A 13,205-nucleotide genomic window follows, 5' to 3' on the forward strand; every position below is an offset into this window, starting at 1 on the left:
CCGGCTACGCCGACTGCGCCTCGTGTTGGAGCCACTCCCGGAATTGCTTGACCACCTCGCGCTTGGAAGCGGGTTCGTTGCTGACGATGTGATAACTCGAAGCGAGCCGCACTTCCAGGGGAAACGGCGCCACGAGGCGGCGAGTGGACAGGTAGATCTCGGCCAGCGCCTTGGTCGTGGCGACCACGCCCTGGCTTGCCACCGCGGCCTCCATGGCGGGGATCGAATGCCAGAAGTGCAGCCCTCGACTGGTGTCCACGCCCGTAACGCCGGCTTTCTCGAGCCACATATCCCAGAACGAAGGCCCCTCGTAGAGCACGCCCCTATCGTCGTGCAGCAAGGTGTGGCGACGCAGGTCTCGGGGTTCGCGCAGCGGGTTTGGCCCCTCGAGCAGCGACGGGCTGCACAGGGGCGTCACGGTGAGCGGCAGCAACATGTCGACCCGCGTGCCGGGATAATCGCCATTGCCAAACACCACCAGTACGTCGACTTCGTCGACCCAGCTCATCACGCTGGCGACGTCTCCCCGCACGCCACGGGGCAACTGCGAAAATTGCCGCACGCGCGTAGAGACACGCACGTCGACCTCCGGGTAAGCCGATAAGAATCGATGCAGCCGCGGCATCAGCCAGTTGGAAATGAACGAGGGGGGCGCTCCTACCTCCAGCACGTCGGCGCCACGATGTTCGCGCAACCGGCCTACCGCCTGGCGCAGGCACTCGAATCCTTCTTGCAGCTTGGGGGCGAAGATTTCGGCGCTCGCCGTCATTTCGATCCCCCGGTGCACGCGGCGGAACAGCCTGACGCCCAGCAGCTCTTCCAGCAACTGGATTTGATGGCTGACGGCCGCCGGCGTGACATTCAACTCTTCAGCGGCCTTTTTCAGGCTCCGGTGCCGGGCGGCGGCCTCGAACGCCCGTAGCGCCGTCAACGGCGGTAGCGATTGGCTCATCTAAGTTTAGATTTTCTTATCTCAACCACGAACATAATTCGTGTGACAGCGTCGTGGCCCCTCTCTATATTGATCCTACGACGCCGGGGAATCAACCTCCAGGCGATGTCCGCGGGGGCGAGCCAGCCCGGCCAGCCCCGTGGCATGAGTTTAGTTCACCTAACGATACGCCTGTCTCGAGGTTTGCCATGCCCCAGATCCAGATCCTCAACCCCGCCGGCCTGGGCACACCGCTGGCCCAGTATTCCCAGGTAGCGCGCGTCAAGGCTTCGGAGTTCGTCTTCATCGCCGGCCAAGTGGCAACCGATGCCCAGGGCAATACCGTCGGCGCGGGCGATTTCGACGCGCAGTGTGTCCAGGTCTTCCGCAACATCGGCATTGCGCTGGAGGAAGTGGGCGCCGGGTGGCAGAACGTCGTGCAGTTCACCACCTACCTCGTGCACTCGCAGGACATCCCCCGGCTCGGCGCCTTCCGCAATCGCGAATTTCCGTCCATGTTCGGCGACCGCGCCTATCCGACCAACACGCTGCTGATGATCGATCGCCTGCTGCGCGAGGATTTCCTGATCGAAGTCCAGGCCATTGCGGCGCTCTAGCGATTCCTCTGACGCCATGGAAGAACGCCGCTTCGCCTGTCGAGGGCTCTCCTGCCACTATGTCGAGGGCGGTTCCGGCATGCCCGTGCTGATGCTGCACGGCTCCGGGGCCGGCGCCTCTACCCAGGGTAACTGGAGGCGGGTATTGCCTGCCCTGGCGGAACGCTACCGCGTGTACGCGATGGACCTCATCGGCTTCGGCTCGTCGGACCCCAAGCCCGCCGGGCCGCATTTCGACTATCCGCTATGGCTCGAACAATGCCGCGAGATGCTGCGCCGCATTCCGGGCGACAACGTAGGCATCGTCGGCCATTCGCTATCGGGCACACTGGCCTTGCGCCTGGCAGGGCTGGAACCGCGTATCGCAAAGGTCATGACGACCGCTACGATGGGTGCATCCTTCGCGCCCAATCCGGCCACGGAACTCGCGTGGACCTTCCCCCGCAACCGGGACGAACTGCTGCGTGTAGCCCGGTCCCTGGTCCACGATCCCGCCTTGATCGACGAAGCCTACCTGGCCAACCGCGAGCGCATCCTGTTCAACGGCGATTATGCGCGGCGCTTTGCCGAGATGTTCGCCGGCGACAAGCGCCGCTTCATCGACGAAATCGCACTCGCTCCGAGCGAACTGGCGCAGATCAAGTGCGATGTCCTGATGCTGCATGGCCGCAATGACGCGGGATTCCCGGCCGAGGCATTGACGATCCGCATCGCCCAGTCGCTGCCGCAGGCCGATGTCTACCTGCTCAACCACTGCGGACACTCCGTGGCCTTCGAGCATCCCGGCAAATTCCTGGCCCTGGCCCGCGCGTTCTTCGACTGAGGAGCATCGAATGTCCGATACGCCGGCTTACCTCATCAAAGGCAAGGTCATAGATGGAACGCTCGACGCGCCGATCCAGAACGGCGCCGTGGCGACGAGAGGCGAGCGCATCGAATGGGTCGGCGAGGCCTGCGCAGTGCCCGATTTCTGCCGCAGCCCCGACTACACGGTCATCGACTTGCCGGGCCGCAGCGTTTTGCCCGGCCTCATCGATGGCCACATCCATATCTCGTTCGGGGAAGCCCGATCCGAAGAAGAACTCGCGCTGTACACGCCAGTGGAGTTCCGCACGCTCAAGGCCGTCTGGAACGCCCGCAAAGTGCTCCAGGCGGGAGTCACCAGCGCCTTCGATGCCGCGACCACCTACAACATCGCGCAGTCCGTGCGTGATGCCATCGACAGCGGCATGTTCGAGGGCCCCCGGCTGGCCGTATCGGGGCGCCAGCTGACCTCCCACCAGGGACTGGAAGACTCCTTCCCCAACGGCATGGAGTTTCCGCCCGGCCAGGCCGGCGTCCTGGTCCGCTCCAAAGACGAGCTGATCGAGCAGATCCGCTACCAGGTCAAGGACAACGTCGACGCGATCAAGGTGTCGGGCTCCAACGACTCCTTCATCACGCCCGATTCGCTCGACGGCTCGGCATTCACCTATGACGAGTACCGCATCGTCGCCGAAGAAACCCATAGGCTGGGCCGCATGTGCACGGTCCATGCCCGGTCGCGCAATGCGGTGGCGGATGCGGCCCGGGCGGGGTTCGACGTCATTTTCCATGCGTCGTTCATCGACGACGAAGGCATCGAGTGGTGCTTGCGCAACGGGTGCGTCATCGTCCCCACGCTGCCGCTGCTGGTCAACGCCATCGCGGCGACCGGCGGAGCGCAGAATCCCGCGAACGCGGGTTTCCAGCGTGAAGTGGACGCTGCCATTACCAACCTGGGACGGGCCCGCCAGGCCGGCATCCCACTGGTGCCGGGGTCGGAAAGCGGCTGGTCGCCGGTTCCATACGGCCAATGGCATGCCCGGGAACTCCAGATCTTTGTCGACGACCTGGGCATGTCGCCGCTGCAGGCCATCCACGCCGGCACGCTGGGCGCCACACGGCTGTTCAAGCGATTCGGCGACCAGGTGGGCCGCATCGAGCCCGGGCGTTACGCCGATCTCCTCGTGGTCGACGGCGATCCCACGCAGGACATCGCGCTTTTGCAGAAGCCGTCGCGCTTCGACTGGATATTCAAATCGGGCCGCCCGGTGGACCGTACCCCGCCCGCCCCACGCCGCCAGATGCACTACGAACGCCACAAGATGTTCCTGAACGGCATCTTCCACTACGACCAGGATGCGGGGCAGGGCGTCCTGAGACGCTGACCGTTACGCTGCAAGGAAACCCCTAATGACATATACGAAAGAGCAATTCGCGGACATGGTGCAGGCCGATCGCGTGCATCGTGCCTACTACACCGATCCTGCCGTGTTCGAAGCCGAAATGGAGAAGGTGTTCGGCAAAGTCTGGGTCTATGTCGGCCACGACAGCCTCGTGCCCCATGCCGGCGACTACTACTGCACGACGCTCGCGGGCCAGCCGGTGGTCCTGAGCCGCGACGACCAGGGCGACGTACACGTGCTGTACAACCGCTGCGGGCACCGCGGCGCGAAAGTGCTTTCCAAGACCCGAGGCAATGCCCGCGTTTTCTCCTGCATGTACCACGGCTGGGGCTTCCGGCCCAACGGCGACCTGGCCGGCGTGCCGATGCGCGCCGATTTCCCCGAGGCCTCGCTGCGCGAGCCGCGCGCCGGCATGGAGCGGCTGGCACGGGTAGACAGTTATCGGGGCTTCGTCTTTGCTTCGATGGACCCGGACGTGATGCCTTTGCTCGATTTCCTGGGCGTGGCACGGCAAGGCATAGACGAACTGGTGGACCGCTCGCCGGAGGGGCGGATCGAGTTTTCGGCGGGCTGCCATCGCTACCACTTTCGCGGCAACTGGAAGCTGCAGATGGACAACATGGCCGACACCTACCACCCGGCGGCGGCCCACGGCTCGACGGTAGGCCCCGACGGGCGCCAGTTCCAGCGCCGGGCAGGCCAGGAGGGCGGAGCGGCGCGCTTCTTCGCTCCCAACGGCGAGGCGGTCGTCTCGCAGCTGGGCGTACGTGGCTTCAAGAACGGCCATAGTTCCGAACAATCTCTGTTCGACAAGGAACAGTCCGGCGGCGCGTGGGACGAGTATCGCGCGATGCTGGTGGCCCGCTACGGCGAAGAACGCACGGCCGACATTCTGAAGAACCGCCGTCACAGCCTGACCTTGTTCCCCACCTTGGACATCCTGATCGCCCAGACCTCGGTCCGGGTGGTCAAGCCCATAACGGTGGACTTTACCGAGGTTGAAGTCTGGCCGGTCCGGCTCGCGGGCGCGCCGGACGTGATCTCCAACGACCTGGTCAAGTATCTGAACATGACCCACTCCGCCTCCTCGTTCATCCAGACCGACGACCTGGAGGCGTTCGAACGCTGCCAGGAAGGCCTGATGGCGCACGGGAGCGACTGGGTGCTGGTGGCGCGCGGCATGGGCGAAGAAGTCGACGAAGGCGACGGCGTGCTGTTCGGCGCGCGTTCGAGCGAAGTCGGCCAGCGTGCCAAGCACTACGCCTGGCGCGCGTTGATGGGCGCTTGATGCCGAGAGGACGACATGAATACCGTTACCAAGCTTGCCCCGACCGGCCACGCCGGACCTGATCTGGAAGAACTGCGTGATTTCGTCGAGCATGAAGCCGAGTTGCTCGATGCCCGGCGATTCGACGAGTGGCTGGACCTCTACTGCGAGGATGCCGTGTATTGGGTACCTGCCGCCCACGGCCAGCCGGATTGGACCAGCCACGTCTCGCTCTACTACGACGAGAAACACACGATGAAGACCCGTGTGACCCGTCTCAAGCACCCGATGATCCATTGCCAGGACCCTCCCTCGGCCACGGTGCGCGTGCTGTCCAATTTCAAGCTTGAATCGGTCGACGATACCGGCGCCCAGTACTGCATACGCAGCAAGTTCATCATGCTGGAAGACCGAATGGGGGCTGAGCGCCGCCTATTCGGCGGCCACTACCTGCATACCCTTCGCCGGGAAGGCGGCCAGCTGCGCATCGCCCAGAAACGCGTCCTGCTGACCAACTGCGACCAGAGTTTTCCCCTGCTGACTCAGCCCTTCTAAGGCTGGCCGGCGGTTCGTCATTTCCATCCACGTTCGTTCGAGGCCCCAGATGAACCCCCGTCGTCTACGCATAGGCTCCATCTTCGCAGGGCTGGCCCTGCTATGGAGCGCCGCCGCCCCCCAGGCGCAAACCTATCCCACCAAGCCGGTACGCATGATCGTGCCTTATGCGCCAGGAGGCGCTCCCGATGTTCTTGCGCGGTCGCTCAGTCCGTCGCTTTCCGAGACGTTCAAGCAGCAGTTCGTCGTCGAGAACCGGCCAGGCGCCGGCGGCATCGGTGCCGCGAAAGCGGTCGCCCATTCCTCGGCCGACGGCCAGGTACTGTTCTTCTCGGACATCCAGCAATTGGCCATCAACCCCTACCTCTTTGCCAAGCTGCCCTACCAGGCCGCCAAGGATTTCACGCCGGTTACGCTGGCTGCCGCCATCCCGCTGTACGTCGCCGTGCAATCGTCGCTGAATGTCCACAACCTGGCCGATCTGGCCGCCTTGGCCAAGGCCAAGCCCGGGATGCTGACCTACGGCTCGTCAGGCATAGGCAGCATCCACCACATCACGATGGAGTCGCTCAAGAACGGCCTGGGTGTCGACATTGTGCATGTCCCCTACAAGGGCGCGGGCCAGTCGGTCCCGGCCTTCATGGGCGGCGAGACTTCGCTGGTCATCGCCGCTTATCCGGCCCTGGAACAATATGTCAAGACCGGCAAGGCCCGCATCATCGCCGTAACGACGCTGGAGCGCCCCGCCATGACACCCGACGTGCCTGCCGTTTCCGAAACCATTCCGGGCTTCGACTTCAGTTCCGAGATGGGCATCGTCGTACCGGCCGGCACGCCGGCGCCCATCGTCAAGCAGCTCTCCAGCGCCGTGGCCTCGGCGCTCAAGCACCCCGATGCCGTCCAACGGCTGAACGCAATGGGCGCGACCGCCATAGGCAGCACGCCCGAAGGCTACGCCGCCAACATCCGGACCAACCTGGAGAAGTTCGGCAAAGCCGTAAAGCTTGCCGGCATCACGCCCAATTGATACCCCATTATCGGAAACCGAATTGAAGCTATTGCGATACGGTCCGGCCGGAGAAGAGCGTCCCGGCCTGATGGACCGGGACGGTGTACTCCGCGATCTGTCCGGACTGCTGGACGATATCGGCCCGCGCATGCTGGACAGGGCCGCCTTGGACATGCTGGCCGCGCTCGACACACGGCGTCTGCCCGTCATAGAAGGCCGGCCCCGGCTGGGCGTCCCCTGGCCAGGCATCGGCAAGTTCGTGGCGGTCGGCCTGAACTACCGGCAACATGCCGCCGAGTCGGGCATGGCCATCCCGGCAGAGCCGACGCTGTTCCCCAAATGGACGAGTTGTCTCTGCGGCCCGGACGACGACATCGTCATCCCTCCGGGTTGCAGCCGGCTCGATTGGGAAGTGGAACTGGGCATCGTCATCGGCCGGCGCGCGCGTTCCGTCGCCGAAGCGGATGCACCCGCCTACATTGCCGGATACTGCCTGGCCAACGACGTGTCCGAACGCGAGTACCAGCTCGAGCGCAGCGGCGGCCAATGGGGCAAGGGCAAGGGATTCGACACCTTCGGCCCGGTAGGCCCCTACCTGGTCACGGCCGACGAGGTCGGCGATCCCCAGGCCCTCGAGCTTTGGCTGGATGTCAACGGCGATCGCCAGCAGCACGGCCATACCAGCGACATGATCTTCTCCTGCGCGCAACTGGTCAGCTACTGCAGCCGTGTCATGACGCTCGAACCCGGTGATCTCATCATTACAGGAACGCCGGCCGGCGTCGGGATGGGCGCCCGCCCGCCACGCTATCTCGCGCCCGGCGACATCATCACGCTGGGCGCCACAGGTCTCGGCACCCAGACCCAGCGCGTCGTCCGGCACCCCGATGAGCCGGTCTGACCGAAGACCCGCGTTTTTTCTACAGGCACACGTCGTGCTGCGCATTCTCCCGGCGGGGGGCCTCGAACGAGGCACTTCGTCCACCTCAGCATCGACAGTCGGGAGAAGCACATGAAACATTTACTGAACTATGTCGCTGCGGCCGCGCTCGGTGCGACCGCCATGTATCTGTTCGACCCTATAGGCGGACGGCGGCGCAGGGCGCTGCTGCGCGATAAGGCCGCGGCCAGCCGCCATGACCTCGACCGTTATGCGCGCAAGGCCCGCAAACGCGCGGCGGACCAACTCCACGGCGTCGCCGCCCGGGCGCGCAGCACCATAGGGATGGACGGATCGCCCGTTGACGAGTGGCAACTGGTCGAGCGGGTCCGCTCCCATCTGGGCCGGGTCACCAGCCATCCCGGCTCCATCGACGTTTCCGCAACGGCCGGCCAAGTCTGCCTGAGCGGACAGATCCTGGCCTCGGAACATGAAAAGCTGATTGCGGAAGTCAGCGCCGTACCCGGTGTGGACAGCGTAGAGGACCGGCTGGAGGTGCACGAGCACCCGGGTTTCGTACCGGAGCTTCAGGGGGCGTCCAAGTCCTGACCAAGCCCACGAGGCGAACCGGTCACGCCGCGCTAGGCGGACACCTCCAGTTCGACCTTCACCCAGCCGGGCTTGCGCCGGTCGAATGCCTTGTAGGCATCGATGGCGGAGGCCAGCGGCTCGCGCTTGGTGAGCACGGCCAGCGGATCGATAACGCCGGTGCGTACCAACTCGACCAGCTCCGGGATGTACTTGCGGTGATTGCAGTTACCCATCCGGATCGTCAGGTTCTTGTTCATCGCCACGCCGATAGGGAAGGTATTGTCGGTGGGCGGATAGACGCCGATGATGGACAGCGTGCCGGCCTTCGCCAGGGCACGCACAGCCCAATCGAGAGCTTGGCCCGGCGCATCGCCCGGCACCCAGTTGCCGTCGCTGGGCTGCGCGTGGGGCGCAGTGGCGGCAGCCTGCTGCTCCTGCTTGGGCACGCCGGGATCGTGCGAGGCCGGCCCGGTATGGGCATGGACCGCGTCCACCCCCACGGCGTCGATGGCGCAATCCACGCCTATCCCGCCAGTCGCCTGCCGGATCGCCTGGACGGGATCCTCGGTGTTGAAGTCCACCACTTCCGCCCCCTGGGCCCGCGCCATCTCCAGGCGATCCGGTACAGCGTCCACCGCGAAGATGCGGCCCGCCTTCATCAGCTTGGCCGACGCAATGGCGAACTGGCCCACCGGACCGCATCCGAACACGGCGACAGTGTGGCCCGGCTTGATACCGGCAAGATCAGCGCCGAAGTAGCCGGTAGGAAAGATGTCCGACAGCATGATGGCCTGGTCGTCGCTGACATCGTCGGGAATCTTGACGAGGTTCACGCTCGCGAACGGTATGCGGGCCTTTTCGGCCTGCAGGCCGCTGAACGGGCCGGTCTGCTCCGGTCCGCCATAAAAGGCCGTTCCCGCCTGCTTGCCGTGCGGATTGGCGTTATCGCATTGGGCGTAGTAGCCGGCCCGGCAATATGAGCAATAGCCGCAGGCGATGGTCGACGGAATGATGACGCGGTCGCCGGCCTTCAGGTTGCGTACTTCGCGGCCAAGCTGCTCGACCACACCTACACCCTCATGTCCCAGCACGGTCCCGGGTTTGACACCCTCCATCGTGCCCCGGATGAAATGCAGGTCGGTCCCGCAAATCGCACTAGCGGTCAACCTGACGATTGCATCGGTCTCCTGTTCGATGGCCGGATCCGCTACGTCGTCCAGACGTATGTCGCCTATGCCGTGGAATACAACAGCTTTCATGAGCAATCTCCCGTGTTCGCGCCATTAGCGCCGGACCATGCCCGGCGGGGCGGACGGGCAGCAAGTCCCATGCCGCGATCAATCGATCGAGCCCGTTCGGGATTCGACCCGTCCCGACGGCACCTCACCCGTATCCAGCCAGCACGACGCGAGCGGCCACAAGGTCTCCCGGTAATCGCTATGAAGGCAACGCGCTCATGGCCGCGTCCTTTCGAATAGCTGTTCCACCACCTCTTCGCCCCATTGGTTGCCGGTCCATTCTTCTACCAGCATGAAACCGTGCGCCTCGTACAGGCGGCGGGCGGCGTCGAGGCCGCGAAAGGTCCACAGCCGGATGGCGGCAAAACCCGTTTCGTCGCAAAAAGCGAGCGCCTCGTCCAGCAGGCGCCGGCCTATGCCCGCGCCGCGCACCCCATCGTCGACGATGAACCAGCGCAGGTGCGCCACGTTATCGCCCAAGTCCTCGCCGTCGATCGCGACCGCACCGACGATACGTCCCTCTTGCTCGGCCGTCCAGACGCGGCTGCGAGGGGAGGACGCACGGGCGCAGAACTCCGCAAGTCCGGCAGCGACCTTGCTTTCGAAGTAGGGGCCGAAACCGGCGGCGCGCGCGTAGAAACGGCCATGCATGTCGACGATGCGGCCGATCATGCCGGGACGATAGCCGTGCGCGATATCGATCGCCTGGGACGCGCCAGTGCAAGCGCCTGGTCCCGCCAGGGCGCGGGCATACGTCTGCAGGCCGGCTCTGACGGCCTCGCGCTGCGCGCCCGGGAGCCCCGCCAGGGCACGAACCACCTGCCCGCTGCCGTAGGCATCGATGGCGGCGAGCGTCCGGCGGCCCCGCGCGGTCAGGGTCAGCAGCTTGACCCGACCATCGTCCGGGCTGGCGCTTTCGCGCACCTCCCCCGCCTTGACCAGCTTGCGGACCATGCGGCTGACGCTGGACTTCTCCAGGCGCAGCAGCTCGGCCAGGCGGGACGCGGGCAGCGCGCCATGCCTGCCGATTTCCACGATGGCATGCACCGCCGACGCCGGGTGGGGCGTGGCAGCCAAGTGGGGTTTCATGAAGCCCAGCTCCCGCACGATCTCGCGCGAGGCTTCGCGGACCTGATCGATAAGAGCGGGCTCGACGGCGATGGCCATGGCTGCCTCCTTGCACTAAGGTTGTACGATACAACCAAATCGTCGGCCGGACCAACCCTGGGTGCCCGCCGCAGCGGCCGCCGGCCCCAAGAAAGGGCGGGCCGACGTGCTATCGTCATGCCGACCCGCGCTCTCCGGCGCAGACCCTCGATATACATCACCATGGACGCTCTCAACGCCTTCTTCTCGACGCCGGCGATCCGGGCCCTCTGGACCGACCAGGCCGTGATCGCCGCCATGGTCCGCTTCGAAGCGGAGCTGGCCGCCGCCCAGCGCGAATGCGGCGTCATCCCGGCCGACGCCGCCGCGGTCATTATCGATACCTGCTCGTCCTTCGCCGTCGATCCCGCCAAGCTGGCGGCCGAGGCGCGCGTGGCCGGGACCCTGGCCATCCCGCTGGTCAAGGCGCTCAAGGCGGCCGTCGCCAAGAAGGACGACAAGGCCGCCGCCTATGTGCACTACGGCTCGACCAGCCAGGACATCGCCGATACCGCCGTAGTCTCGCTGGCCCGTCTATCCATAGACCTGTTGCGAGCCGAGCTCGTCAGGCTCGGCGACGCCCTGGCCGCCCAGGTCGAGGCGCATCGCCGCACACCGCTGCTGGGCCGCACGCTCATCCAGCCTGCAGCGCCGGTAACCTTCGGCTGGAAGGTGGCCGGCTGGCTCGATGCCGCCGGCCGCTGCGGCGTGGCGCTCAAGCGAGCCGCCGACGAAGCGTGCACGCTGCAATTCGGCGGCGCCAACGGCACGCTGGCCACCCATTACGGCGAAGGCCAGCGCGTGGCGCAGGTCCTGGCGTCGCGCCTGGGCCTGCGGGTCCCGGCCATTTCGTGGCAAGGCGGCCGCGACCGCCTGGCCCGCCTGGGCAGCGAGCTGGCCATTCTGTGCGGCGCGCTGGGCAAGATCGGGCGCGACATGTCGCTGCTCATGCAGGCCGAAGTGGCGGAAGCCTTCGAGCCCACGGGCGAAGGCCGGGGCGGCTCCTCGGCCATGCCGCACAAGCGCAATCCGGTCTCGAGCATGTACCTGCTCGACGCCTCGTACCGGGCGCCGGCGCTGGCCGGCATCCTGGCCGGCGAACTGACCTCCGAACACGAGCGCGGACTGGGCACTTGGCCCAATGCGATGCCGGTGCTGGCCGACCTGTTCAACCTCGCCGCCAGCAGCATCGCGGCGGCCGTCGACATCGCCGAAGGCGTGCGCGTAGACGCAGAGGCCATGCAGGCGAATATCGACCGCCTCTACGGCGTGGTCTATTCAGAAGGCATTTCGCTCAAGCTGTCCGCATTGCTCGGGCCGGCCCAGGCCCAGCGCATCGTCGGCCAGGTCTGCGAACAAGCCATCGGCCAACGCACCCCGGTCGCCTCGCTGCTCAAGAAGATTCCCGAAGTCACTGCCGTGCTCGGCGCGGACGACATCGACACCCTGGCGGGCCCGCAGCCTCAGATCGCGGCGTGCCAGCCGATGTGCAGTGCCGTGCTGTATCAATGGCAGGAACAAAAAACCCTTATCCAGGAGGACTAGAACATGCCCCACGTTGTCAGCGGAGACGCCCGCATCTACTGGCGCAGCGACGGTGACGAAAGCCTGCCGCCCCTGGTGCTCGGCAATTCCATCGGTACCGATTTCTCGGTGTGGGACGATGTCCTGCCGCGGCTGATGCGCCACTTCCGGGTCATCCGCTTCGATGCCCGCGGACATGGCGCTTCCGATGCGCCGGCCGGCGACTACACGCTGGAGCAGCTGGGCAACGACCTGGACGCGGTGGCCACTGCCGCCGGCTGCGAAACCTTCGACTACGCCGGCGTTTCCCTCGGCGGCATGGTCGGAATGTGGTATGGCATCAACAAGCCCGGCCGCCTTCGCCGCCTGGCTCTCTGCAATACCTCCAGCCAGATGGACCCCCAGGCCTGGCAAACGCGCATCGACACCGTGCGTGCCAACGGCATGGCAAGCATCGTCGACATGGCCATGGGCCGCTTCTTCACGCCGGAATACGTAGAACGCAACAGCATCGCCTACCAGCGCGTGCGCAACACCTTCCTGCGCACCTCGCCGGTCGGCTATACCGGCTGCTGCGCGGCCATCCGCGACATGCAGGTAGCCGACGACCTCGCGCGCATCAACGTGCCCACCCTGGTGATCACCGGCGAACGCGACGTCTCCACCCCGCCTGCCGCCGGCGAGTTCATTGCCGGCAAGATCCCGGGCGCCACGACCCGCATGCTGCCCGCGGCCCATATCGCGGCCAGCGAAGTGCCGGTGCAGTTCTGCGATACGCTGATCGAGTTCCTGACCGAGCCGCCCGTCGTGACCGAACAAGACCGCTACGACTACGGCATGGCCCGCCGCCGCCAGGTGCTGGGCGCCAGCTACGTCGATGCGCGCAATGCCTCCATCACGCCGTTCAACCGCCGCTTCCAGGCCTTCATCACCCGCTATGCCTGGGGCGAGGTCTGGACGTCGAGCCGCTTCGAGGACAGCACGCGCCGGATCGCGGTGCTTTCGATGATGCTGGCGCTGGGCCGCTGGGAAGAATTCGAGATGCATGTGGCCGCCGCGCTGCGGGCGGGGATAGAGCCCCAGGTAATCGAGGAAACGCTGGTGCAGGCAGCCATCTACTGCGGGGTGCCGGCCGCCAATACCGGATTCCACCTGGCCGGAAAGGTGATCGAGAAGCATCAGGCCGCCCGGACCTGATCATGCCGGGCGCGCATCGGCGGTCCGCAGGGACCGGCCGTGC

13 protein-coding genes are annotated in these 13,205 nt (G+C 65.8%); 10 read left to right on the plus strand and 3 right to left on the minus strand.

The annotated features are described in order from the left end of the window. Positions 1-4: 4 nt before the first annotated feature. Complete coding sequence (locus QHC78_RS10340) at positions 5-952, minus strand: LysR family transcriptional regulator (RefSeq protein WP_319744121.1); 948 nt, start codon at positions 950-952, stop codon at positions 5-7. Positions 953-1,140: 188 nt separating this feature from the next. Here QHC78_RS10340 and QHC78_RS10345 point away from each other — a divergent pair, with 188 nt between their 5' ends. From QHC78_RS10345 to QHC78_RS10380, 8 genes are all read left to right on the plus strand, one after another. Beyond that, positions 1,141-1,548, plus strand: a complete 408-nt coding sequence (locus QHC78_RS10345; protein WP_319744123.1) for a RidA family protein — start codon at positions 1,141-1,143, stop codon at positions 1,546-1,548. 16 nt (positions 1,549-1,564) lie between these two features. Beyond that, positions 1,565-2,371, plus strand: coding sequence for an alpha/beta fold hydrolase (locus QHC78_RS10350; protein WP_319744125.1), 807 nt, complete (start codon positions 1,565-1,567; stop codon positions 2,369-2,371). A 10-nt stretch (positions 2,372-2,381) separates the two neighbouring features. Continuing rightward, positions 2,382-3,737, plus strand: coding sequence for a metal-dependent hydrolase family protein (locus tag QHC78_RS10355; protein ID WP_319744127.1), 1,356 nt, complete (start codon positions 2,382-2,384; stop codon positions 3,735-3,737). A 25-nt stretch (positions 3,738-3,762) separates the two neighbouring features. Continuing rightward, positions 3,763-5,043 carry an aromatic ring-hydroxylating oxygenase subunit alpha gene (locus QHC78_RS10360; RefSeq protein WP_319744130.1) on the plus strand — a complete coding sequence of 427 codons (1,281 nt, stop codon included), beginning with the start codon at positions 3,763-3,765 and terminating at the stop codon, positions 5,041-5,043. Between the two features lie 15 nt (positions 5,044-5,058). Then, positions 5,059-5,577, plus strand: a complete 519-nt coding sequence (locus tag QHC78_RS10365; protein WP_319744132.1) for an aromatic-ring-hydroxylating dioxygenase subunit beta — start codon at positions 5,059-5,061, stop codon at positions 5,575-5,577. A 49-nt stretch (positions 5,578-5,626) separates the two neighbouring features. Then, a complete protein-coding gene (locus QHC78_RS10370) occupies positions 5,627-6,604 on the plus strand; it encodes a Bug family tripartite tricarboxylate transporter substrate binding protein (RefSeq protein ID WP_319744134.1) in 978 nt (325 codons plus the stop codon). Between the two features lie 22 nt (positions 6,605-6,626). After that, positions 6,627-7,487, plus strand: coding sequence for a fumarylacetoacetate hydrolase family protein (locus QHC78_RS10375; RefSeq protein WP_319744136.1), 861 nt, complete (start codon positions 6,627-6,629; stop codon positions 7,485-7,487). Positions 7,488-7,598: 111 nt separating this feature from the next. After that, positions 7,599-8,075 carry a BON domain-containing protein gene (locus tag QHC78_RS10380; protein WP_319744138.1) on the plus strand — a complete coding sequence of 159 codons (477 nt, stop codon included), beginning with the start codon at positions 7,599-7,601 and terminating at the stop codon, positions 8,073-8,075. A 32-nt stretch (positions 8,076-8,107) separates the two neighbouring features. Here QHC78_RS10380 and QHC78_RS10385 read toward each other — a convergent pair whose 3' ends face one another. Together QHC78_RS10385 and QHC78_RS10390 are read right to left on the minus strand one after the other, a co-directional pair. Beyond that, positions 8,108-9,316 carry a zinc-dependent alcohol dehydrogenase gene (locus QHC78_RS10385; RefSeq protein ID WP_319744140.1) on the minus strand — a complete coding sequence of 403 codons (1,209 nt, stop codon included), beginning with the start codon at positions 9,314-9,316 and terminating at the stop codon, positions 8,108-8,110. A gap of 195 nt (positions 9,317-9,511) precedes the next feature. Further along, entirely contained in the window at positions 9,512-10,462 is a 951-nt protein-coding gene (locus tag QHC78_RS10390) for a bifunctional helix-turn-helix transcriptional regulator/GNAT family N-acetyltransferase (protein WP_319744142.1), read from the minus strand. 162 nt (positions 10,463-10,624) lie between these two features. Between QHC78_RS10390 and QHC78_RS10395 the strand changes: the two genes are divergently transcribed. Beyond that, entirely contained in the window at positions 10,625-11,986 is a 1,362-nt protein-coding gene (locus QHC78_RS10395; RefSeq protein ID WP_319744144.1) for a class-II fumarase/aspartase family protein, read from the plus strand. Positions 11,987-11,989: 3 nt separating this feature from the next. Continuing rightward, on the plus strand, positions 11,990-13,162 hold the full coding sequence (gene pcaDC / locus QHC78_RS10400) for a bifunctional 3-oxoadipate enol-lactonase/4-carboxymuconolactone decarboxylase PcaDC (RefSeq protein WP_319744146.1): 1,173 nt from the start codon (positions 11,990-11,992) through the stop codon (positions 13,160-13,162). Positions 13,163-13,205 lie beyond the last annotated feature (43 nt).

Source organism: Pigmentiphaga sp. (assembly GCF_033795525.1).
In the GTDB taxonomy this organism is placed as follows: Bacteria; Pseudomonadota; Gammaproteobacteria; order Burkholderiales; family Burkholderiaceae_B; genus Pigmentiphaga.

Bases quoted from the DNA above. Each gene is read 5' to 3' on its own strand.
- QHC78_RS10340 (WP_319744121.1), bottom strand. From the start codon at position 952: ATGAGCCAATCGCTACCGCCGTTGACGGCGCTACGGGCGTTCGAGGCC.
- QHC78_RS10345 (WP_319744123.1), top strand. From the start codon at position 1,141: ATGCCCCAGATCCAGATCCTCAACCCCGCCGGCCTGGGCACACCGCTG.
- QHC78_RS10350 (WP_319744125.1), top strand. From the start codon at position 1,565: ATGGAAGAACGCCGCTTCGCCTGTCGAGGGCTCTCCTGCCACTATGTC.
- QHC78_RS10355 (WP_319744127.1), top strand. From the start codon at position 2,382: ATGTCCGATACGCCGGCTTACCTCATCAAAGGCAAGGTCATAGATGGA.
- QHC78_RS10360 (WP_319744130.1), top strand. From the start codon at position 3,763: ATGACATATACGAAAGAGCAATTCGCGGACATGGTGCAGGCCGATCGC.
- QHC78_RS10365 (WP_319744132.1), top strand. From the start codon at position 5,059: ATGAATACCGTTACCAAGCTTGCCCCGACCGGCCACGCCGGACCTGAT.
- QHC78_RS10370 (WP_319744134.1), top strand. From the start codon at position 5,627: ATGAACCCCCGTCGTCTACGCATAGGCTCCATCTTCGCAGGGCTGGCC.
- QHC78_RS10380 (WP_319744138.1), top strand. From the start codon at position 7,599: ATGAAACATTTACTGAACTATGTCGCTGCGGCCGCGCTCGGTGCGACC.
- QHC78_RS10385 (WP_319744140.1), bottom strand. From the start codon at position 9,316: ATGAAAGCTGTTGTATTCCACGGCATAGGCGACATACGTCTGGACGAC.
- QHC78_RS10390 (WP_319744142.1), bottom strand. From the start codon at position 10,462: ATGGCCATCGCCGTCGAGCCCGCTCTTATCGATCAGGTCCGCGAAGCC.
- QHC78_RS10395 (WP_319744144.1), top strand. From the start codon at position 10,625: ATGGACGCTCTCAACGCCTTCTTCTCGACGCCGGCGATCCGGGCCCTC.
- pcaDC (WP_319744146.1), top strand. From the start codon at position 11,990: ATGCCCCACGTTGTCAGCGGAGACGCCCGCATCTACTGGCGCAGCGAC.